Origin of the sequence: Streptomyces sp. NPDC015130 (assembly GCF_043080005.1) — a bacterium.
Taxonomy (GTDB): Bacteria; Actinomycetota; Actinomycetes; order Streptomycetales; family Streptomycetaceae; genus Streptomyces.
Genome location: NZ_JBIBVC010000004.1, coordinates 187,994 through 209,658, shown reverse-complemented (window position 1 = coordinate 209,658; position 21,665 = coordinate 187,994). Strand labels below are relative to the sequence as shown.

Below are 21,665 nucleotides of genomic sequence, written 5' to 3'. Positions count from 1 at the left end.
GCCTTCCGCTCCCCTCACCTCGCCCTTCGAGGGCACGGAGGTCACGCATGTCCGGGCTCATCCTCACCAGACGTGGTCTTCTCACGGGCCTGTCGGCCGTCGGCGCGGCCGGAGCCCTCTCCGCCTGCGGCGCCAAGACGGGCAGCGGCACGTCCGCCGGCACCGAGGCCAAGGCCGACACGTCCGGCAGCACCGTCAAGGTCGGCCTGCTGAACTCGCTCTCCGGCACCATGGCCATCAGCGAGGTGACGGTGCACAACGCGCTGCTCCTCGCCGTGAAGGAGATCAACGCCTCCGGTGGTCTGCTGGGCAAGAAGCTGGAGCCCGTCAGCCAGGACGGCGCCTCCGACTGGCCCACCTTCGCCGAGAAGGCCGAGGCGCTGATCACGGACGCCAAGGTCGCCGCCACCTTCGGCTGCTGGACCTCCGCCAGCCGCAAGGCCGTCAAGCCGGTCTTCGAACGGCACAAGTCGCTGCTGTTCTACCCGGTGCAGTACGAGGGCCTGGAGCAGTCTCCGTACATCTTCTACACGGGTGCCACCACCAACCAGCAGATCGTGCCCGCGTTGGAGTACCTCAGGAAGCAGGGGCTGACGCGGCTGTACCTGGTCGGCAGCGACTACGTCTTCCCGCGCACGGCCAACAAGATCATCCAGGCGTACGCGAAGGCGAACGGCATGGAGGTGGTCGGCGAGGACTACGCGCCCCTCGGCTCCACCGAGTTCAGCACCATCGTCAACAAGGTCAAGGGTGCCGGCGCCGACGCCGTCTTCAACACGCTCAACGGCGACAGCAACGTGGCCTTCTTCAAGGAGTACAAGTCGGCCGGACTCACCGCGAAGAGCCTTCCGGTGCTCTCGGTGTCGATCGCCGAGGAGGAGGTGAAGAGCATCGGAACCCCTTACCTGGAAGGCCAGTTGACCGCCTGGAACTACTACCAGACGACCCCGGGCGCCGCGAACGAGAAGTTCGTGAAGGCCTACCGGGCGGCCTACGGCGCCGACAAGCCGACCAGCGACCCGATGGAGGCCGCGTACAACGCCGTGTACCTCTGGAAGGCGATGGTCGAGAAGGCCGGCTCCTTCGACGTGGCGAAGGTCAAGGCCGCCTCGGACGGGATCACGCTCGACGCGCCCGAAGGCACGATCACCGTCGACGGGGCGACCCAGCACGTCCACAAGACCGCCCGCATCGGAAGGATCGGCGCGAACGGTCTGATCGACGAGGTGTGGAACTCGGGCAAGCCCGTCAAGCCGGACCCGTACCTGAAGGGTTACGCCTGGGCCGCCGGGCTGTCCTGACCCGCTCCCGGCCGCGCCCGCACGCCCCCGTCCCCCTCCGGAGCCGCTTCATGACGGTCGTCCTCAACCAGTCCTTCACCGGTATCAGCATCGGTGCCGTCCTTCTGCTCATCGCGCTCGGCCTGACCCTCACCTTCGGGCAGATGGGCGTGATCAACATGGCCCACGGCGAGTTCATCATGGCCGGCGCCTACACGACCTACATCCTCCAGCAGTCCCTCGACGGCGCGGGCGCCTCGCTTCTCGTCTCCCTGCCGCTGGCCTTCCTGGCCGCCGGCACGATGGGTGCCCTCCTCGAGTGGCTGCTGATCCGGCGCCTCTACGCCCGGCCCCTGGACACCCTGCTGGTCACCTGGGGCGTCTCCCTGATGCTCCAGCAGCTCGCCCGGGACGTCTTCGGCGCCCCCAACGTCCAGACCCGCGCCCCCGACCTCCTCACCGGTAACGTCTCCGTCGCCGGCGTCACCTTCGGCGCCAACCGGCTCTTCATCCTCGGCCTGGCACTGCTGAGCGTGCTCGGGCTCGCGCTGCTCCTGAGGCTGACGCCGCTGGGGCGCCGCATCCGGGCCGTCGTACAGAACCGGGACCTCGCCGAGGTGTCCGGCATCGCGACGGCCACGGTGGACCGGACGACCTTCTTCATCGGCTCGGGCCTGGCCGGAGTGGCCGGCGTCGCACTCACCCTGGTCGGCCCGATCGGTCCGACGATGGGGACCAACTTCATCGTCGACGCCTTCCTCGTCGTGGTCGTCGGCGGTGTGGCCCAGCTCAAGGGGAGCGTCATCACCGCCTTCGCCCTGGGGGTCCTCCAGTCGGCCGTGGAGTACTCGACGACCGTCAGCGTCGCCAAGGTCTGTGTGCTCGTCGCGATCGTCGTCTTCCTCCAGTGGCGCCCCCAGGGCCTCTACACACTGCGCACCCGGAGTCTGGCATGACCACGACCCTCTCCCCTCCCGACTCTCCCGCCGCCCCCGCGAAGGACCGGTCCGCCACCGCGGTCCTCAGCAGGTTCCGCGTGCCGGGCGCCTTCGTCCTCGGCGCGGTCCTGCTGCTCGGCGCGGCGCCGCTGCTCCTCACCGACTTCCGGCTCAACCTCCTGGCGAAGTACCTCTGCTACGCGATCGTCGCCGTCGGGGTCAGTCTCGCCTGGGGGCGCGGTGGCCTCCTGGTGCTCGGCCAGGGGGTCTTCTTCGGGCTCGGCGGCTACGCCATGGCGATGCACCTGAAGCTCGCCGACGCCGCCGCGACAGGCGGAACGCTGCCGGACTTCATGCAGCTGTACGGCACCTCCGACGCGCTGCCCTGGTGGTGGGCACCGTTCGCGAACCCGGTCTTCGCGCTCGCCATGACGGTGCTGCTTCCGATGGCCGTGGCCGCGCTCCTCGGCCTCGGCGTCTTCCGACGCCGGGTGAAGGGCGCGTACTTCGCGATCCTCAGCCAGGCGCTCGCGGCGGCCCTGGCGATCTGGCTGGTCGGCCAGCAGGCCACGACCGGCGGCACCAACGGGCTCACCGACTTCCAGGGCTTCTTCGGCTACGACCTCGACGACCCGGTGAACCAGCGGATGGTGTACTTCGTCATCGCCGCCGCCCTGCTGCTGCTGATGGCGGTCGCCCGTCAGCTGTTCGTCAGCCGCTACGGCGAGCTCCTGATCGCGGTGCGGGACGCGGAGGAGCGGGTACGCTTCCTCGGCTACGACCCGGCCAGGGTCAAGCTGGTGGCGTACGTCGGCGCTGCCGGGATGGCGGGCCTGGCCGGTGCCCTCTTCGTCCCGGCCGTCGGCATCATCTCCCCGGCCCTGATCGGGATCGTGCCGTCCATCGGCTTCGTCATCGGCGCGGCGGTCGGGGGCCGGGCCTCGCTGCTGGGCGCCGTGCTCGGCGCGATCGCGGTGGCCTGGGCGCAGAGCACGCTGTCCGACGCGTTCCCCGCCGCGTGGACCTACCTCCAGGGCCTGCTGTTCATCGTGGCGGTCGGCTTCCTGCCCGGCGGACTCGCCTCCCTGATGTCCGTCGTCCGTACGCGGCGGGCCCGGCCCGGCACCACTCCGGCGGCTCCCACAGGAGGGACACCATGAACGACGACGGACTGACCGTCCGCGACCTGCGGGTGACGTTCGACGGGTTCACCGCCGTCGACGGCGTCGATCTGGACATCCGGCCCGGCGACCTGCGTTTCCTGATCGGTCCCAACGGGGCGGGCAAGACGACCCTCGTCGACGCCGTCACCGGCCTGGTGCCCTCCACGGGGTCGGTCCGCTTCGAGGGCCACGAACTCCGCGGGAGGCCCGTCCACCGCATCGCCCGCCTCGGCATCGGCCGCACCTTCCAGACCGCCACGGTCTTCGAGGAGCTGAGCGTGCTGCAGAACCTCGACATCGCCGCGGGCGCCGGGCGCGGCGCGCTCGCCCTGCTGAGGCGGCGCAAGGACGTTCCCGAGGCGGTCACGCGGGCGCTGGAGACCACGGGCCTCGCCGAGCTGCGCGACCGGCCCGCCGGTGTGCTGGCCCACGGACAGAAGCAGTGGTTGGAGATCGGCATGCTCCTCGTCCAGGACGTGCGGCTGCTCCTGCTCGACGAGCCCGTCGCCGGAATGAGCCACGACGAGCGGGAGGCCACCGGTGAGCTGCTGCGCAGGGTGAGCGGGGAACGGACGGTCGTCGTCATCGAGCACGACATGGACTTCATGCGCTCCTTCGCCCGCAGCGTCACCGTCCTGCACGGCGGCAGGGTGCTGAGCGAGGGTTCGGTCGCCGACGTCCAGGCCGACGCCAGGGTCCAGGAGGTCTACCTCGGGACGGCTTCCGACGGGGAATCCGCGCCGCCCCCCGTTTCCTTCCCCGTCACCGAGAGGGCGTGAGCGCCGTGCTGGAGATCACCGGCCTGCGGGCGGGCTACGACCGCACCACGGTGCTGCACGAGGTGACCGTCACGGTCCCGGAGAACGGCGTCGCCGCGGTCCTCGGCCACAACGGCGCCGGGAAGAGCACCCTGCTCCGGACCGCCATGGGCTCGATCCGGCCGACCGCCGGGTCGGTCCTGCTCGACGGGGAGGACATCACCCGCCTCGCCCCGCACCGACGGGTCGCCCGTGGCATGGCGTACGTACCCCAGGGCCAGCAGTCCTTCCCTCACCTCACCACCGCCGAGAACCTCCGGCTCGTCGCGGACGGGCGTCCTGACGGGCGGAAGGCGATCGCGGAGGCCCTGGACCTCTTCCCGGTCCTGGGCGAGCTGGCCGACCGCCGCGCCGGCCTCCTCTCCGGCGGTCAGCGCCAGCAACTCGCGCTGGCCCGGGCCCTGATCACCCGGCCACGGGTGCTCCTCCTCGACGAACCGACGGAGGGCATCCAGCCGTCCGTCGTCCGCGAGATCGAGGAGGTGATCCTGACCCTCACCTCGCGCGGCGGCCTGTCCGTCCTCCTCGTCGAACAACACGTCGGCTTCGCCATGCGCGCCGCGGAGCGGTACTTCGTGCTGGAAGCGGGCCGCGTCACCTCCTCCGGAGCCGGAGGGACCGCGGCGGAGAGCACGGTGCGCGAGGCACTCAGCGTGTGACACCGACGAAGCCGGCGGAGGGGACGGCGCCTCCGCCACGGGACTCCCGGGGGCGATGGGAGGTCGTACGGCCGCCGGTCGTCCGCGGGGTCGTGCCGGCCTTCCCCGAGGCTCCCGCCTGCGGTGATCGTCACTGGCGCCCGACAGAGCCGTCGACCTCCTGGGCACGGGCGGCGGGAACGCCTTCGACGCTCTCGTACGCCACGGGGACTTCGGCCGGGACGGCCAGGAGGACGTGATCGCGCGCGAGTCGGCAACCGGCAGGCTCTGGCTGTACCTGGACTGTCCATGAATTCGTTTGTCGCAGGCGAGTCAAGTCGGATAAGAAACCTGCATGCTAGAGGGCAACAAGATCGGGCTGAGGGCCCGGCACGAGGACGACATTCCCACCCTGCGGACCGAGCTCTATGACGACGTGGTCAACTCCGCGCGGGCGGAGGCCGGGCCGTGGCGGCCGATCTCACCCGGTTCGAAGGACCCGCGGCTCATGGTGGACGACACGGCGCAAGGCAGCGTCGCGTTCTCCGTGGTGGAGTTGGAAGGAGGCGCTCTGGCCGGCACCGCGACGCTGTGGGGCATCGACAACCACCACCGGTCCGCCCACATAGGCCTCGGCCTGCTGCCGGGGGCACGCGGCAAGGGCTACGGCACAGACGTCGTGGCGACGCTCTGCTACTACGGTTTCGTGGTCCGCGGCCTGCAGCGGCTGCAGATCGAGACACTGGCGGACAACCACGCCATGCTGCGCTCCGCCGAGCACAACGGCTTTGTCCGCGAGGGCGTACTGCGCTCCTCCGCATGGGTGCTGGGCGAGTTCCTGGACGAGGTGATTCTCGGGCTGCTCGTACAGGACTGGAAACCGGATTCGCAGGGCTGAAGCCCAAGCGGTCCCGAAAGGGACATGCGAGCTGCCGGCTCCCGGCCCAGATGTCTGATGCTCAGCCGGGACGGCGAGTTCGTCCCGCTCGTCCCGCGCCTGCCGTCAGAGCGTGGTGACACGCTCTCTCGAAGCCTCCCACTCCCGATGTTCCGTGCGGACCCGGTGCCACAGCCGGCCCGCGCGGAGGCGTCGACATCGCCCAGGTTCAGATGGAACACATCCGTCAGTACGGCGTACCACTCGGCGGCCGCGTCGATGATCCGCTCGTGCGTGCCCTCGGCGTCGATCCGGCGCAGCACGCAGCCACGCAGCATGTCCACGCCCTTGGCGTCGCGGAGCTGGACCTGGAGCACCCTGACGAATCCGGACTCGGGGGAAGAAGACAGCCGTTGGTGCTCCGCGACAAAGGAGGACAGCTCCACGGCCTCGGGCGCGAAGACCATCGATTTGAAGGCGCCACGGGGGTCGTGGATGAACCGCCAGCCACCGGGAACAGCCGCCGACTTGGTCATGACATAGGTGAACGGCCCCTGAGTGTACGTGCCTTCACGTAGCGGCAGCGGCTCGTACATGCCGCCGGCGAGCCCTGTGTCGACCAGCCACCGCTCGCCGTCGAGCCGCACGGTGAGCGCGAGGTGATCACCGCCCGGGCCCGCGGGGTCCTCGACCTCGTCCTGCACTCCGGCCCGGTGCAGGGCCACGTCGTACCCGAGGGCCGCCAGCAACGCGGCGAAGGCCCCGTTCAGGTGGAAGCAGTAGCCACCGCGCCCACGCAGGATCCGGCCCACGGATTCCTCGGCGCCGATTCCCGTCGGGCGTTCGAGCTGATTGTCGAGGGTCTCGTAGGCGACTCGCTCCACGTGCGCCCGGTGCAGCGCCCACAGCGCCTCGGCGGTCGGAGCCGCCGGACGGTCGACCCCCAGCACGGCCAGGTACCTGTCGACGTCGATCATGCTCCCCCTCACTGTTCGCATGCGTGATCACTCTAGACCGGGCCCCTGTACGCGGCCGGGAACAGTGCGACGCACAGCCCGGCTCGCCTCGCCGAGCGCGGACATCCTCAACGGCAACACCTTCACCGTGTACGAGATGAAGCGGCTCGGCCGCGACCCCGCCCACGGTCGAGCGGGCCCGCGCCGACCTCGCCGACCTCACCGACCTCACCGACCTCACCGACCTCACCGACCTCACCGACCTTACCGACCTCACTGGCAGCGAATCCCGCACAGAAGCCAAGGCCCTCACGACACGCTGAGTCACTTTGTCACTTCGTGGCAGCTTCGGGAGTCCAGGGCCTCCACATGCGCGTTGTCGATGTAGAGGTACAGCCCGCCGTGCTCCGAGCACCTCAGGCCGACGGAGATGCGCCTGACGATGTCGTCCTGGCCGAGCACCATGGCGAGTGCCACCTGGAACAGCCTGGTTCCTTCGGAGCATCTGAAGTAGTCCCCGGACGACAGCGAGGGAAGCGGGGTCACGGACGGTACGAGTCTCCAGGGGAAGGGACGCACCCCCGCGGCCGCGGGGAAGGCCGCCGGGTCGTCGCCGTGCCACACCCCGAGCTCCAGGAGGCAGCCGAAGCAGTAGCAGTCCCCCGCCCACACCTCGAACTCGTCCACACCGTCCGAGCCGCACAGCCGACAGGCCACCGGCACGGCCACGACCCGCTCGTCCGCCCCCGCCCGCACCGACCGCTCCACCAGCGCCACCAGTGACGCCCCACCGGCGTACTGCGCGGCCGCTTCGGCCGGCTGCGCCCCACATCCGCGATCATGATCCATTCCGCGATCCTCGCACGCGCCCGGGGCGGTCACGAGACCTGGAGCGGCCCCGTGAGCAGGCGCAGGGCCGTATGGAGGTCGCCGGAGGTCAGCGAGGTGCCGTCGGGCGTCGCGTCCGGCGGGCGCGGGGACGGTCGGCCGGCGAGCGCGCCCATCTGGCTGTCCATCGAGGCCAGGGTCAGATCGGAGAGGACCCAGCCCAGCGGCGCCGTCACCTCGGGCTGGGAGCGCGGGGCGACGAGGAAACTCCGGACGTTCGAGGCCGCTGCCCCGCCGGCCGTGACCTTCTTGGCCGGGTCGAGGCCGGGCAGCGGTCCGGAGAACCGCATCAGAGCCGCCTGCTGCAGGGTGGTCGAGCGGGCGGCGACCTTGGCGGCCTTCAGGCCGGTGAGGGGAGCGAGCAGTTCGTCCACGGGGACGAGGTCGGGTTCGGGAGTCTCGACGGAGTAGTGGTTGTCGAGGAACACGAGGAGCGGGACGACGTACCGCGTGCCGGTGCCCTCGGTGGCCCCGACGCGCCGGTTGTGCTCCGCGACGGCGGGCTCGACGGCGGCCCAGAGCTCCAGGAGCGCGGAGATGCCGCTGTTCTCCAGGTTGCCGCCGTCGATGGACGAGAGGACCTCGGCCTCCGTGCCGCCGCCTTCCGGACGGGGAACGCAGCGGTACATCGTGCCGCTGGGCGAGACGTAGGCGAATCGGGCCGAGAGGTGTGCGGCGGTGGACATGCGGAGGCCCGCGTCGCCGGTGTCGCAGTCCGCGGCGTCGGTGTAGCCCATGGCGTCGACGGTCGCGGTGGTGAACTGGGGGTCCGCGTCCGGGCGGGAGACCACCGCCTTCTGGCAGCGCAGGGCTCCGTTGCCCGCCGCCCCGCCGGCCGCCCGGTGGGCCGAGACCGCGATCCGGCAGCCGGAGCGGACGTCCGTGCCGTTCAGGATGAGGACCGGACCGGCCGCCCCCGCCGTCTCCTGCTCGTGCGGTGCGTGTGCGGTGACGGCGAAGTAGTCCTTCTCCCAGGCGTTGTCCTCGCCGGGCCAGGACCGCTCCCAGGCGCGCTCGAAGACCGAGGCGCGGTCGCCGACCACCTGGTCGAGCATGCGGTTCATGCCGTGGAGGGCGTGGGTGCCGTCCCGGTAGAGGAGGGCGGAGATGTTCGCGGCGAGGGCGTCCTCGTCGGCGAGTCGACGGACGATCTCCCCGGTGGATCCCGTACCGGGAGTGGGAGCGGATCCCGTACGCGCGAGGGTGTACGCGGAGAGCCCGAGGCTGCCGCCGGACACGCCGCTGAGGCCGAAGACCGAGGCGGCGGCGCACGGGGACGCGCCGGCGAGCCTGTCCATTCCGGAACCGGTCCAGTACGCGGCCCGGATGCCTCCGCCGGCCGCCGCCACGAGGAGCATGGGCAGCGCGTTGCCCGCGGCGTCTCCGGGCAGCTCCTCCTGGCACTTCGCGGCCCCGTCGTACCAGTCCTCGAACTCGGCCCGGGAGGAGAAGGGCCGTGCGGGCGCGGACGTCTGGGGGCGCGGGTCCTTGAGGCGCGCGGCGTGGTAGACGCCCGTGGTGTCGAGCATCGACTGGGCGGCCAGGACGGCGAGGACCGGCAGCCAGACCGGGGTGAAGCGGAAGCGCAGGGCGCGGAAGGCGCGGTACGGCATCCGGGCCTCTGCACGGCGGACGAAGCCGGCGCACAGGAGGACGACCGTGGTGAGGAAGAGGACGAGGACGCCGAGGGTGCGCAGCCGGGAGCCCCAGCCGACGGGGTCCACCGCGGTGAGGACGCCGAGGACCGCGGTCACGGCGAGGAGGCCCCCGCCGGCGACCAGCGGCACCAGCCGGCGACGGCTCGTCTCGCCGCGGGTCGCGGGCTCGGCCGTTCCGAACAGGCGGGTGTCGCACCGCCGGAGGAGCGCGTGGAGGACCGGGGGTACGGCCAGGGCCAGGACGACTCCGGCCCCGAACCAGCACCGCATGAGGGTCGTGGAGACGCCGGAGCCCTCGACGAGCGAGCCGAGGAGGACGGGGCGGGCGAAGGACCGGACCAGGCCGAGGGCGGCGATCAGCAGAGGAACGACCGTGAGCGCGCGCCCGATGCCCTCGACGCGCGCCCGGTTCGAGATCGGCACCCGCACGATGCCTGGCTCCGGGTCGGGCCCGCTCACGAACAGGCCGGCGAGGACGGTCAGCAGCGCGACGAGGGGGATCGCCGCGCCGCCGAACTTCTGGTCCCAGGGCTGCGAGGAGAAGACCGGCCAGAGTCCGCAGACGGCGACGAGCGCGGCACCGCACACCACCAACGGTGTGAGGATGCCGTGAGCCCTGCGCCGCTCGCGCGGCTGGCCGTCGAGGAGTGCCCACCGCCCGGCGACCCACATCGCGAGGGAGAGCCCGAACAGGGTGATCACCGGGCCCGTGAAGTCGCCCACCCGGAAACGGTCGTCCCCTTGGTGGACCCAGGCCCGTTGGATGTCGGGGAACTGCTCCAGGGGGCCGCCTCCGGGCAGGAGCACCAGGGCCACCAGGAAGGCCACGGCGGCGAGTTGGACCCGGTGCCGCGTCCAGGACCGCGAGCGGGCGGAGACACCGGAGCGCCAGCGGACGACCCAGCGGGTCAGGCTGACGGGCAGGATGTCGACGACGAGCAGCGCCACGGCCAGGAACAGCGCGGCCGCGAGGAAGAACCACTTCAGCCAGGACAGCAGGGTGACGGCCCACGCCCAGGGACTCAGCCCGCCCGCGTCCTCCAGGCCCGCGTGGACGAGCCCGCCGGTGGTGGCCGTCTCGGCCAGGTCGATGAGGAGGACCAGCAGAACCAGCACGTTGATCTGGCGGGCCGAGCAGGGAACGGCCCCGGGAGTGCCCTGGTCCTCGCGGAAGCGTCGGATGCGGTGCAGCAGCAGGTACAGGCCGTAGGCGACAGCCGGAGCGAAGACGAGGAAGTCGAGGGCGAGGTGGGTGGCGAGCCATGTCGCCAGATGGTCCTCGCCGCCCGAGGCGCTCGGGGACGTCTCCGCCCTGGCCCAGGCGGTCCACGCCGTCATGGCGTCGATCCGCTCGGTCGGATCGTTCGGGAGGATGCCGGGAAGGCCGGTGAGGGCGCCCATGTCGTACGAGAAGTGGGCGCCTGTCGAGAGTGTCCCGAGGAGCTGCGAGATCTCGCTCATCACCAGGAGGGCGACCGCCGCGACGGTCGGCACCCACCATGCCCGGCCCCACTGCCATGCCCGGCTCACCCATCGCGCGGGGGCCGCCAACGGATTGCGCATGGCCACGACGTGCGCAGAGAGCGGGGTGGTCCCGCACGCGACACGCCCGGGTCCGGCGGGAGGTTCACGCGTACGAGGGGCATGACGTCGAGTGGGCCGCCGGCCGGACCGACCGCGACGAGCACCCCCTCGCCCGGCTGCTCGCGCTGGCGGCTCCCGGCACCTGCTCCCCGGTCAACTCGTCGCTTCCGCGGAGGCGCCCGGCTGCGGCCGGGTCCGCATGCCCCAGCGGGCAAGCGGTGGGCCGGCCGCACCCAGCAGCGCGAAGAACGACGCCAGCAGCAACCAGCCCGTCGTGCCGAGGCCCAGCACCACCGTGGTGAGGATCGCGGGGGCGAGAGCCTGGCCCGCGTTGAAGCCCAGGCCGAAGACACCCTGGTACTGCCCCTGGGCATGGTCGGGGGCAAGACCGAAGCCCAGGGCGAAGGCCGCCGAGGACTCCCAGACCTCTGCCAGACTGTGGACGAAGATCGCCGCCAGGACCAGTCCCGCTGCCGCCCAGACGGGGGCGTACGCCGCCAGCGCCATCATCGGACAGCTGACGAGGAAGAGCAGCCCCGCGGTGCGGAACGCCCTGCCGCCGTCGTTCAGGGTCTCGATACGGGAGCCGATCCTGGTCTGCATCAGCACGCAGAAGGCGGAGTTGACTCCGAACAGCGCGGCCACGGTCCACCGCGGTGCTTCGGTGTGCTCGGAGATCCAGATCGGCAGGAGCAGGGAGACCACCGGGTACTGCAGCCCCATGGCCCCGTAGAGGGCGGTGAACGTCAGGAACGGGCGGTCCGCGAAGACGAGCCAGCGCCGCCGCTGCGGCGGCGCCGGCAGCACCGGATAGCGGGGCAGCAGAAGCAGGAGCACCGCGCACAGGGCGAAGCTCGCCGCGTTGCCGAGAATCAGCGTGACATAGGCGCCGCGGGTGTCCACGGCCAGCGCCAGCCCGGCACCCAACGTTCCCAGGATGACGCCCAGGTTGACGAAGGTGCGCAGCTTGGCCCGGAACAGGGCCGGTCGCTCACCCCCGACCCGGACCACCAGAGCCCCCCACGCGGCCCCGCCGACCGCCGCGGCGATCTGGTCGACCGTCGCGATGACCGTGAGCGCGGCCCAGCTCTCGACGAGGACGAGGGCCGCCATCGACACCGCCTGGACCGCGAGGGCCGTCATCATGATCACGCGTGCGCCGCGCCGGTCGGCGAGATGCCCCCCGGGTATCCCCGCGCCCAGGCCGATCACTCCGGCGATGGTGAGCGCGGCACCTACCTGCACCGCGGGCAGGCCCACGACCAAGGTGAAGTAGAGCGCCGAGGCCGCGTTGAACAAACCATTGCCGACCCGGTTGACGAAACTGGCGGCGACCAGGACGCGCTCCGGCCCGTTGGCCCCCGCCATCCGGCCTATTCGACCTCCCAAACCGACCTTGATCATGGACCGCAGGCTAACAGCGCCGCGGAACCCGCGGCAGTCGGCGTGTCGCACGCGAAGCGGGCGGCGACTACGGTCGTACGCGCGCGACGGTCGCGCGGCGCACGGGTCCGTACCGACCGACTGCGGCTCCGGCTCCGGCTCCGGCTCCGGGCCAGGGCCTTCCGCCCGGAACGCAGTCTCGACGGCTGCGGCGCGTGCCGGGAACGAAGGGGGTGGGCTCCATGCCGAGCCGTCGCGTGGTCGTGGTCGGAGCCGGGATCGGCGGGCTCACGGCGGCTGTGGCACTGCACCGGCGCGGCTGGCACGTCACCGTCTGCGAACGTGCCCCCGAACCCCCGGTCACCGGTGCGGGGATCGGCCTCGCCCCCAACGCGCTGCGCGCGCTCCAGGCCGTCGGCGTCGACGTCACGCGGGTGACCGGCAGCGCCGTACCCGCCGCGATGGGGGTGCGCCGTTCCGACGGCAGATGGCTCGTCCGGGTCGGTACCGCCGACCTGGCGGCGCGCTACGGGACGCCTCCGATCGCCGTCCCGCGCCCGGCCCTCAACGCCGCTCTGGCCGCCGCCCTGCCGCCGGGGGCGGTCCACTACGGCACCACCGTGACCGCCGTCGACGGCACCGGGGACCGCCCGGTTCCCCACACGGAGGACGGACCGGGCCTTCCCACCGACCTGGTCGTCGCCGCCGAAGGGATCCACAGTCCGCTGCGCCGCGCGTACTTCTCCGGTCACCCCGGCCTCCGCTATGTCGGCGAGACCGCCTGGCGGGCCCTGGTGGAAGCTCCGGACCTGGGCATACAGGCCATGAGCGAGACGTGGGGGCGGGGCGAGCGGTTCGGTGTCACCCCGCTCTCCGACGGCCGTTTCTACCTCTACGCCACGGCGACCGTTCCGGCCGGCGGCCGGGACGCCGACCCCCGCGTCGAACTGCGCCGTCGCTTCGACTCGTGGCACGACCCGATTCCTGCCCTGCTGGACCGCGTCGACCGCCTCGCCCCGGCCGATGTCCTGAGGCACGACCTCTACGAACTGGCTGCCCGGCTCCCGCGGTTGCACCACGGCCGGATCGCCTGGCTCGGCGACGCCGCCCACGCCATGACGCCGAACCTCGGCCAGGGCGGCTGCCAGGCCATCGAGGACGCGGTGATCCTCGCCCACCTCCTGCCCGGCGGGGACGGCGGGGACGGCGGGGACGGTACGAGCACCGGGACCGGGACGTACGCCCGCGACACCGGTACGGACGGCGTACCGGCCGCCCTCGCCGCGTACACCGCCGCCCGCCGCGACCGCACGGACTCCGTGCGCGTCCGCGCCCGCCGGGTCGGTCGGCTGGGGGCCCTCCGCAACCCGCTCGCCGTGGCGGCCCGTGACCTCGCGGTCCGCGCCACCCCGGTCCGGCTGGCCCTGCACGGCATGGACGACCTGTTCAACGGCTTTCACCTGCCGGACCGGCCGGTGCGGTGACGCGGCCCTCCCCTGTCCCCTTGTGCGGTCGGGCCGGGAAGTCGGTCACGGCGCCTTGTAGCCCGGCGGCGCGAAGGCGGCCAGGACATCCGGACCGGTGCGCGCGAAGACCATCCCATCGGCGCGGACGGTGAGTTTCGTCCCCGCCCCGGATTCCTCCTTCGCTCCCCCGGCCTGAGCCGGAGCAGCGGACCGCCACAGCTCGCGTCCGCTGGTGCCGTCCAGGCAGACCACCTGGCCGGCCGACCGCCCGCTCGGGGCGGACCGCCGCGCCGCGTTCGAGGAGATCCTCGCGGCCCAGATCGCCGACATCGAGGCCGCGGTCGCCGGCGCCGGCCGCCGAATCCCCCGATCCGCCGACACGCACTAGCCTGGAGTCATGGCAGTCGTGCGGGTCGGCGACGTCGACGTCGCCTATACGCGGAAGGGACGCGGGCCGGTCGTGGTCCTCGTTCACGGGGCCGGGGTCGACGGGCGGATGTGGCAGCCGCAGGTCGACGCGCTGGCGGACGAGTTCACCGTGGTGGCGTGGGACGAGCCGGGGGCCGGGCGGTCCGGCGCGCTGCCGGAGGGCTTCGGGCTCGCGGACTTCGCGCACGCCCTCGCCGCGGTGATCGAGGACGTGGGCCTCGGGCCCGCCCAGGTCGCGGGCCTGTCCTGGGGCGGGACCGTGGTCCTGGAGCTGTACCGGTGGCGGCCGGACCTGGTGCGGTCGCTGCTGATGGTCGACACGTACGCCGGCTGGAAGGGCTCGCTCCCGCCGGTGGAGGTCGCGGCGCGGCTCTCGGCGGCGCGCCGGATGCTCGCCGCGCCCCGGGAGGAGTTCGACCCGACCCTGCCCGGGCTCTACGCTGCGGGCCCGCCGGAGCGCTTCGCGGCGCTCCTGGACGCCATGACCCGGGCCGTACGGCCGGAGACCATGGTCGCGCAGCTCGCCCTGATGGCCGAGGCCGACGAGACGGACCTGCTCCCCCAGATCACGGTGCCGACCCTCCTCCTGTGGGGCGAACGCGACGCCCGTTCCCCCCTGACCGTCGCCCACGCCTTCCAGGACGCGATCCCCCACGCGAAGCTGGTGGTGATCCCCGAAGTGGGCCATGTGAGCAACCTGGAGGACCCGGAGGCCTTCAACGCGGCGGTCCGCGCCTTCTGCCGCGAGCATGCCTAGGGCGCGCGGGCGCTTCTCCCTTCGGATCGCGCTGCGGCGGGATCGAGGTGCCCTCAGCTGCCTCCTCCCCTGGCCTCTCCCGTGGGCGGGGCGAGCTCGTCGATGATCTCCAGGAAGGGTTCGACCAGGGGGTTCTTGCCGGCGGTCGGCCACATCAGGCCGTAGTCGATGGTCGACGCGTCGTGCACGGGCACGAAGGTCATCCCCGGTCGCGTGTGGTACTGCTCGGCGCGGGCGGCGACGGTGCTGACGCCGACGCCGGCCGCGACGTGGACCAGGACCTCCGGCCAGTACGTCGTCGCGGGTCCCTGGGGAATGGGGCGGCCCGCGGGGGTGCGGCGGGGGAAGTAGCGGTCCATCCAGTAGCGCGGGATGCGCGCGTCGGCGAGGGTCACCAGCACGGTGCCCGCGAGCTCCTCCAGCGAGACGGACTCCCGTGACGCGAACGGATGATCGGCGGGGACCATCAGCGACCGCGGTTCCCTGAACAGCACCCGCCCGGTCGTGATGTCCGGCTCGGTGACCGGGAATTCGGTCATCTGCACGTCGACGGTACCGGCGCGCATGCCGCCCAGAGGATCGCACAGCTGGATTTCCTGGATCTCGACCTCGCAGTCGGCGTACCGGGCGCGGAACAGGTCCGCGGCCCGCACCATCAGGTTCCCGCACCACGGCCCGGACCAGCCCACCCGTACGACGCCCTTGATCCGTACCCCCCGGGCGGTCGCGATCGCCTGCGCGAGCCCGAGACCGATCTGCTCGTAGGCCGGCAGGAGGTCGTCCCGCAACCGCTCCCCCACCTCCGTCAGGGTCACGCTGCGGCTGTTCCGTACGAAGAGCTGCGCACCGACACGGCGCTCCAGCTTCCTGATGGTCTGGCTGATCCGGCTCGTCGTCACCCGCAGCCGCTCCGCCGTGCGCCCGAAGTGCAGTTCCTCGGCCAGCGTGAGGAACGCCTCCAGCTCCATGCGCTCCAGCATGTCCTTCCCCCGTCCCGCTTCGTGAAGCCACGCTCAACACAGCGTGCTTTCATCCGTTCTTGTCGGCGCATCCGCCGTTCCTGGATCCTGAGGTCACCGCGTCGGACGGACGGACCATCCCGGTCGACCGCGAGAGACGCGGAATCCGGCCGCGCCCGGCCGCACCCCCGAGCACGCCTCGGCCACATCCGCACCGCACGGTCGTACCTCGGCCGTACCTCGGTCGTGTCTGCGTCGTACCTCGGTCGTGTCCCGGTCGCCGCGCCCCCCGGCGTACGAGAACGGAGCAGCACTCATGAGCAAGGTCGTCGTCGTCATGTACGTGTCCCTGGACGGCGTGGTCGAGAAACCCGCGTGGACCGGCCCCTTCTGGAACGACGAGCACGCCAAATACCAGCACGGGCAGCTGCTCGCGAGCCGGGCGCTCCTGATGGGGCGCGTCACGTACGAGGAGATGGCCTCCTCGTGGCCGACCCGGGACGAGTCCGACGCCTTCACCGCCCGGATGAACAGCATCCCGAAGTACGTCGCGACCACCACGCTCGACAAGGCGGAGTGGAACGCCGTCCTCATCGAGAACGACGTCGCCGAGCAGGTGGCCAAGCTCAAGTCCGAACCCGGACAGGACCTCCTCGTCTACGGCAGCGTCACACTCGTCGACCACCTCATCGCCCACGACCTGGTCGACGAACTCAAGCTCTTCCTCCACCCGGTGGTCGTCGGCACCGGCCGTCGCCTCTTCTCCGACGGGGCCGTGGGACGCACCTGGACCCTCGCCGGCACGGCGGCCCTCAGCTCCGGCGCGATCGTCCTCGACTACCGGCCCGTACGACCCTCGTGACCCGGCGGCCCTTAGCCCCCTCACCCTTCAGCAACCCCCTTTTCAGACAAGGAAGTACACCACCGTGCGCAGAATCATCAACTCCACGTACCTGTCCCTCGACGGCGACACGGAGAAGCTCGACCAGTGGTCCTTCGACTACTGGAGCGACGACCTCGAGCGGTACGCCAACAAGCTGCTGTTCGCCGCCGACGCCCTCCTGATGGGCCGTGACACCTATGTGAACTTCGAGCCCGCGTGGTCGCAGAGAGCCGGTGCCGACGCGTTCGCCGACCGCATGAACAGCATCGACAAGTACGTCGTCTCCTCCACCCTGACCGGAGGCGACTGGGGCAGGACGACCGTCATCCCCCAGGACGGGGCCGTCGAGGCCATCACCGCGCTCAAGGAGCAGCCGGGCGGCGACATCCTCATGTACGGCTTCGGTCCCGTCGCCAAGACCCTGCTCACGCACGGCCTGCTGGACGAGGTCCACTTCTGGGTGCACCCGGTGATCGCCGGCGGCGGAAGTCTCGCCGCCGACGGATTCCGGCACCGCCTCACCCACGCGCACACCGAGGTCCTCGACACCGGCGTCGTCGTTCTCACCTACACCCCCACCCCCACGTCTGCGGCATGACGTCCGCGGCAGCCCGGCCGGCTCGCGCCGGCGGGGCTGCCTGTCGTGGCCCGAGCCCGGTGGCCCGGGTAGTCAGGGGAGAAAAGTCACCGCCGGGAAGGCCGGGGACGGACCGTCGAGCAGGTGGCTACGGCGGCCGCGCAGGTGCTCGTCGAAGAACGCGAGCGGGTACGCCTGCTGGATCCTCACCGCCTGGCCGGGGTCGAGGCTGCCGATCACGTCCTCCAGCTGCCGCCCGCTCCATCCGAGCAACTTCGCCACCTGGGGGAACAGCGCCTCGTTGTCCCCGTACGAGACGTGGGCGGCCCCTCGGGCCTCGATGTTCAGCCGTCGGCCCCGCAGACACGACCAGAACGCGGCGACCTCGGGAGCTGTCGCCCGGGTGAACTCCGCGGACATCATCATGAACGGCCGGTCCAGTTCCCCGGCCAGCGGCGGCTTCATCTGCATCGGGCCGTCGAGGCTCAGCCCGGCCCGGATGCGCTCGTCCGCGAGCGTGGCGCAGGCGGTCGCCGTCCCGCCCTTCGACCAGCCGAAAGCGCCCGTGCGCCGCGGGTCGAGGGCGCCCAGCAGCCCGGTCGGCAGCTTCCGCCGGTCGGCGTCCGGATTGCTCCCGGCGGCGAGCCGTTCGACGCAGTCGAGGACGAAGCGCAGGTCCGCGGCGAAGTCCCCGGGCAGCGTCGGCGCGCTCCGGTCACGGAGCGGGACGGCGACCCGGCCGTCGGGAAGAACGGTGTACGTGTCGTACTGGTGGGCCACCGTCACCACGGCGTATCCGTGGCTGGCGAGCTCCTGGACCACGACGGTGTGGTCTCCCTGGTGACTGTGCGCGCCGTGCGAGAAGACGAGGACGGGCAGCCGTCGCCCCGGCCGGAGCACCGGGGCCCCCACCCGGCCGGACGTGAGCGGGACCAGGAGGTCCAGGTCGCCGAAACCCGCGTCGGCGACGAACGCCTGGAACGCGCCGGTCGGCATCCAGGGCGCCACCGGGTACCGCTCGACGTTCCGGGCGGGGTACCAGACGGTGGCCATCAGCTCGCGGAAGTGCCCGGGGCCCGCTATGCCGTCAGGGCGCGACCGGTCGACGAGGCGAAGGGGGACCGTGCCCACCGGGTGCGGCCCGGTGGGTGCGGGCAGCGTGAACCGCGTCGGGGCGCCCCGGGTTCCGGGGCTCGCCCACACCGGGCCTGCGCCCACGCCGGCGGCGAGCGGTACGGCGGTCCCGGCGGCCAGCGCGGCGCCCAGCACGCGGCGGCGCGTCATGCCCTTCCGGCTGATGAACGGTGTGGTCGTCGACATGGTTCCTCCTGGGTGACAGAGCGTCAGTTGTGCGGTCACGGACGGTCCGTGGGCACACGGAAAAGCTGTCACGTACCCCACGCGTCTGACATCGGCCCACGGGTTTACACCCTGGGTCTACGTGCGCGGCACGGGCGTCCACCCTGCGCTGCGGGTTCGGCGGCCGCCCGTACGTCCGATCACCCCCGCGCACCCCGCGTGCGCCGAGCACCCCGCATCACCCCAAGCACCCCGCGTGCGCCGAGCACCCCAAGTGCCCCGCGTACGACCGCAGGTCGCGGAAGGAACCACTCCTCCCTTCCGTCCGTCCTGTCCACGGGGATCGCCGGAGGCACCGGCACCCCACCCCCGCCGCGCTGCCCATATCGCTCTACACCACCGAGGTCCGAGGAGATCAGATCCATGGCCGACACCGTCCACTCGCTGGCCACCCGCGTTCACGAACTGCTCGTGGCGCTCGGAACGCGTGGCCCCGCCTCGGTGGGTACCGCGGGCCTCCACGACCTCGTCGCGCGCGCCTCGGCGATCGGCCCCGAAGGCATGTGGCTCGTCGCCGCGGGCGAGGCGGGGCTCGGCGTCGTGGCCCTCGCGTACGGGCAGGGGGACCAGGCCGTCTCCCACCTCGACGCCGCGGTGGACGCCGGATTCAACGACTGCGTGGCTCTCCACGCCGCCCCCTTCCGTCCGCTGCACGGCGATCCTCGTTTCCGGGCGCTGTACGCGCGGATGCTCGTCACCGAGGCCGACTTCGACGAGCTCTGCTGGCTGCACCAGGAGATGCAGCTCATGGCGCGGGACGCCCAGAACGCGATGGTCGACAACATCGGCCGCCTCGACACCGGCGTTTCACTGCTCCCGCAGGCCCCCATGCCGACCCGCGAGCCGCACACCGCCGGCGTCCTGATCACCCGCATCGATCTCGCCGCGACCCAGACCGCGATCCAACAGGCCGCCCTGAAGACGGACTTCCAGCGCAGCTCGGGCAACACCAGTCTCAGTCTCATCGACGACACCTGGGACTACACCCGTGCCACGCGCGACGCCTGGCACGCCGACGACCTGGACTCGCAGCGCCTGCGGGCCGCCGAGGCCCGGGCCTTCGTCGAACGCCCCGGCGCCGGCGCCACACTCCTCCACTGCCCGCCACTGGGCTCCCTCACCTACCCGGGCTGAGCAAGATCTCGTATGCCATGCTCCCCGGTGTGAACAGCTTCGATGTGGAGTGGGCGGCGGCGCCCGAGGCGGTCAGGCGATGCCTGGAGCTCGCGTACGAGGCACTGGTCGCCGGCGGGCTGGCCGTGGGATCCGTACTGACGGGTCCGGGCGGAGCGGTGGTGTCCGAGGGGCGCAACCGTGCGTACGACGACGGCCCTGGCGGAGGTCCGCTGCGCGGGACGCCGCTCGCCCACGCCGAGATGAACGCGTTGGGCGCGGCGCGGACCGGGTGGGATCTGAGCCGGCTGTCCCTGTGGAGTACGCAGGAGCCCTGTTCCATGTGCACGGCCGCAGCGGCGTTCACCGGCGTGGGAACCGTCCGGTATCTGGCCCCCGACCCGTGGGCGCTGACCCATGGGAGCGGCGGCTCCTCGGGGGTGGCGGGGATGGGGCGCCAGTCTTGGCTCGTGGCGGCCAACGTCATGTTCCTGCGGAGTGTTTCCGCCGCCGCTCAAGGGGCGGAGCCGGAAACCCTGGTCCGTTGCCGCGAGCTGGAGCCGGAGACGGCCGCTGTGCACGATTCCCTGCCGCCGGGCCTGCCGGTGGCCACGGAGGTGCGACCGTGGCTGGCGAACCTCTGGCCCGCCGTCTGCGGCGCCGCGACCGCCCGCGGCCACCGGGTAGGAGCTTGACGACCGCCTACGAGCCGAGCCGCTCCTTCTCCACCGTGTAGCGCAGCTGTGCGAAGCCGCCACCGACGTCGGCGACCGAGTCCAGGCGGAGCGGGACATCGGCGTGGAGTTCACCGAAGAGGGAGTGGCCGCTCCCGATCAGGACGGGGGCGACGCTGATGACGAACCGGTCGACGCGGCCTGCGCGGATGAAGCTCTGGACGAGGCGTCCGCCGTCGGGATAGACGTGCTCGACCCCGCGCCGGTCGAGGTCGGCGACGAGGGTGTCGAGTTCGCGGTAGACGGTGACGCGCGGGTCGGCGCCCTCGGGGAGGGTCGTGCTCAGGACGCCCACGTGACGGTCGCCGTAGGGCCAGCTCTCCTCGCCGAAGCCGATGACCGTCTCGTAGGTGTTGCGGCCCATGATCACGGCGTCCACGGAATCGAGGAACTCGAAGAAGCCCAGGTCGCCGGCCTTCTCGCCGCGCGAGGTCAGCCATTCGATGTCGTCGTCGGGACGGGCGATGTAGCCGTCGAGGCTGGTGCCGATGAAGACGGTGGCGGTGAAGGTCATGCGGTCCTCCCGAGCAGGTGGTCGAGGTCGTCGTGGAGCAGAGCGGCGGCGTCACCGTCGCCCGTGAGGGCCCATCGCAGCAGCGAGCCGTCCATGGTGATCCGCACGGCGCGCGCCAGGCGGGACACGTCGGTGCCGGCGGGGAGTTCGCCCCTGGTGACGGCATCGGCGAGCAGTTCCCGGAGCTCCGCGTCGACCGTGCGGGTGTGCGCGGCCGCGTGGACGCGGAACTCCGGCTCGGACAGGTCGAGTTGGAGCATGCCGAGGTGATTGGCCATCTCCTCGGGTGTGGACATGTGACGGGCGAACTCGTCGGCGACGGCGTGCAGCGCCGCCAGGGGCGAGTCCCGGGTCGCCCGCGCCTTCCGGTACGGCGCGCCGGCGCCGGCGGCGGCGTCCGCGGCGAACGCCAGCAGCAGGCCCCGCTTGGACCCGAAGCGCTGGGACAGGGTCGCAGGGGAGACACCCGCTTCCGCGCCGACGTGCGCCAGGGTGAGCCTGCCGGGACCGTGGGCGCCGATGGCACGCCCGGTGGCGGCGAGGATGTCGGCGTCACTGGTGGCGCGTGGCCGTGGCATGGCTGCCTCCTTCGTGGTCGACCGTACCACGTTAATAAATGACTGTTCAGTTATTAATGGATCCCCTGCCTCCCGGGCGAGACAGTCGACGTTCTGCAGGCCGACGAGCGCAG

At 71.8% G+C, this 21,665-nt stretch carries 20 protein-coding genes and 2 pseudogenes; 14 read left to right on the top strand and 8 right to left on the bottom strand.

All coding sequences use genetic code 11. The annotated features are described in order from the left end of the window. Positions 1–47: 47 nt before the first annotated feature. The 7 genes and pseudogenes from urtA (at position 48) to ACF08F_RS09510 (ending at position 5,735) form a co-directional block, all read left to right on the top strand. Positions 48–1,301, top strand: a complete 1,254-nt coding sequence (gene urtA / locus ACF08F_RS09540; protein ID WP_392297943.1) for an urea ABC transporter substrate-binding protein — start codon at positions 48–50, stop codon at positions 1,299–1,301. Between the two features lie 50 nt (positions 1,302–1,351). Next, positions 1,352–2,236, top strand: coding sequence for an urea ABC transporter permease subunit UrtB (gene urtB, locus ACF08F_RS09535; RefSeq protein ID WP_392297942.1), 885 nt, complete (start codon positions 1,352–1,354; stop codon positions 2,234–2,236). Then, complete coding sequence (gene urtC, locus ACF08F_RS09530) at positions 2,233–3,378, top strand: urea ABC transporter permease subunit UrtC (RefSeq protein ID WP_392297941.1); 1,146 nt, start codon at positions 2,233–2,235, stop codon at positions 3,376–3,378. The genes urtB and urtC overlap by 4 nt, the downstream gene beginning before the upstream one ends. Further along, positions 3,375–4,160: an urea ABC transporter ATP-binding protein UrtD gene (gene urtD / locus ACF08F_RS09525; protein WP_392297940.1), complete on the top strand. Its 786-nt coding sequence runs from the start codon at positions 3,375–3,377 to the stop codon at positions 4,158–4,160. Before urtC ends, urtD begins: the two co-directional genes overlap by 4 nt. Before the next feature lie 5 nt (positions 4,161–4,165). Then, entirely contained in the window at positions 4,166–4,858 is a 693-nt protein-coding gene (gene urtE, locus ACF08F_RS09520) for an urea ABC transporter ATP-binding subunit UrtE (protein ID WP_392298256.1), read from the top strand. Between the two features lie 157 nt (positions 4,859–5,015). Next, positions 5,016–5,135, top strand: a pseudogene (locus ACF08F_RS09515) (ATP/GTP-binding protein); the annotation flags it as partial. A 57-nt stretch (positions 5,136–5,192) separates the two neighbouring features. Then, a complete protein-coding gene (locus tag ACF08F_RS09510) occupies positions 5,193–5,735 on the top strand; it encodes a GNAT family N-acetyltransferase (RefSeq protein ID WP_392297939.1) in 543 nt (180 codons plus the stop codon). 212 nt (positions 5,736–5,947) lie between these two features. On the opposite strand, the pseudogene ACF08F_RS09505 reads toward ACF08F_RS09510, so the two are convergent. The 4 genes and pseudogenes from ACF08F_RS09505 to ACF08F_RS09490 form a co-directional block, all read right to left on the bottom strand. Next, a pseudogene (locus tag ACF08F_RS09505) lies at positions 5,948–6,691 on the bottom strand (arylamine N-acetyltransferase); the annotation flags it as partial. A gap of 303 nt (positions 6,692–6,994) precedes the next feature. After that, a complete protein-coding gene (locus ACF08F_RS09500) occupies positions 6,995–7,519 on the bottom strand; it encodes a hypothetical protein (RefSeq protein WP_392297938.1) in 525 nt (174 codons plus the stop codon). 29 nt (positions 7,520–7,548) lie between these two features. Beyond that, positions 7,549–10,779, bottom strand: a complete 3,231-nt coding sequence (locus tag ACF08F_RS09495; protein ID WP_392297937.1) for a hypothetical protein — start codon at positions 10,777–10,779, stop codon at positions 7,549–7,551. 174 nt (positions 10,780–10,953) lie between these two features. Further along, positions 10,954–12,168: an MFS transporter gene (locus tag ACF08F_RS09490; RefSeq protein WP_392297936.1), complete on the bottom strand. Its 1,215-nt coding sequence runs from the start codon at positions 12,166–12,168 to the stop codon at positions 10,954–10,956. Between the two features lie 257 nt (positions 12,169–12,425). Here ACF08F_RS09490 and ACF08F_RS09485 point away from each other — a divergent pair, with 257 nt between their 5' ends. From ACF08F_RS09485 to ACF08F_RS09475, 3 genes are all read left to right on the top strand, one after another. Then, the gene (locus ACF08F_RS09485) at positions 12,426–13,667 is read left to right on the top strand and encodes an FAD-dependent oxidoreductase (RefSeq protein WP_392297935.1); all 1,242 of its coding nucleotides are present in this window, start codon (positions 12,426–12,428) and stop codon (positions 13,665–13,667) included. A gap of 214 nt (positions 13,668–13,881) precedes the next feature. Further along, positions 13,882–14,037, top strand: a complete 156-nt coding sequence (locus tag ACF08F_RS09480; protein ID WP_392298266.1) for a hypothetical protein — start codon at positions 13,882–13,884, stop codon at positions 14,035–14,037. Between the two features lie 9 nt (positions 14,038–14,046). Beyond that, positions 14,047–14,835 (top strand): alpha/beta fold hydrolase, encoded by a 789-nt coding sequence (locus tag ACF08F_RS09475; RefSeq protein WP_392297934.1) that lies wholly within the window; start codon positions 14,047–14,049, stop codon positions 14,833–14,835. A gap of 53 nt (positions 14,836–14,888) precedes the next feature. On the opposite strand, the gene ACF08F_RS09470 is transcribed toward ACF08F_RS09475, so the two are convergent. Next, positions 14,889–15,815 (bottom strand): LysR family transcriptional regulator, encoded by a 927-nt coding sequence (locus ACF08F_RS09470; RefSeq protein WP_392297933.1) that lies wholly within the window; start codon positions 15,813–15,815, stop codon positions 14,889–14,891. Between the two features lie 295 nt (positions 15,816–16,110). On the opposite strand from ACF08F_RS09470, the gene ACF08F_RS09465 reads away from it, so the two are divergent. Then, positions 16,111–16,656, top strand: a complete 546-nt coding sequence (locus ACF08F_RS09465) for a dihydrofolate reductase family protein (protein ID WP_392297932.1) — start codon at positions 16,111–16,113, stop codon at positions 16,654–16,656. A 64-nt stretch (positions 16,657–16,720) separates the two neighbouring features. After that, positions 16,721–17,275, top strand: coding sequence for a dihydrofolate reductase family protein (locus ACF08F_RS09460; protein ID WP_392297931.1), 555 nt, complete (start codon positions 16,721–16,723; stop codon positions 17,273–17,275). Positions 17,276–17,347: 72 nt separating this feature from the next. On the opposite strand, the gene ACF08F_RS09455 is transcribed toward ACF08F_RS09460, so the two are convergent. Continuing rightward, on the bottom strand, positions 17,348–18,574 hold the full coding sequence (locus tag ACF08F_RS09455) for an alpha/beta hydrolase family protein (RefSeq protein WP_392297930.1): 1,227 nt from the start codon (positions 18,572–18,574) through the stop codon (positions 17,348–17,350). 402 nt (positions 18,575–18,976) lie between these two features. On the opposite strand from ACF08F_RS09455, the gene ACF08F_RS09450 reads away from it, so the two are divergent. Beyond that, the gene (locus tag ACF08F_RS09450) at positions 18,977–19,747 is read left to right on the top strand and encodes a hypothetical protein (protein WP_392297929.1); all 771 of its coding nucleotides are present in this window, start codon (positions 18,977–18,979) and stop codon (positions 19,745–19,747) included. A gap of 29 nt (positions 19,748–19,776) precedes the next feature. Then, positions 19,777–20,421 (top strand): nucleoside deaminase, encoded by a 645-nt coding sequence (locus tag ACF08F_RS09445; protein WP_392297928.1) that lies wholly within the window; start codon positions 19,777–19,779, stop codon positions 20,419–20,421. Between the two features lie 7 nt (positions 20,422–20,428). Here the strand turns inward: ACF08F_RS09445 and ACF08F_RS09440 are convergent, their stop codons facing one another. Then, the gene (locus tag ACF08F_RS09440) at positions 20,429–20,974 is read right to left on the bottom strand and encodes a dihydrofolate reductase family protein (RefSeq protein WP_392297927.1); all 546 of its coding nucleotides are present in this window, start codon (positions 20,972–20,974) and stop codon (positions 20,429–20,431) included. Next, a complete protein-coding gene (locus tag ACF08F_RS09435; RefSeq protein ID WP_392297926.1) occupies positions 20,971–21,552 on the bottom strand; it encodes a TetR/AcrR family transcriptional regulator in 582 nt (193 codons plus the stop codon). Before ACF08F_RS09435 ends, ACF08F_RS09440 begins: the two co-directional genes overlap by 4 nt. Positions 21,553–21,665: the final 113 nt, after the last annotated feature.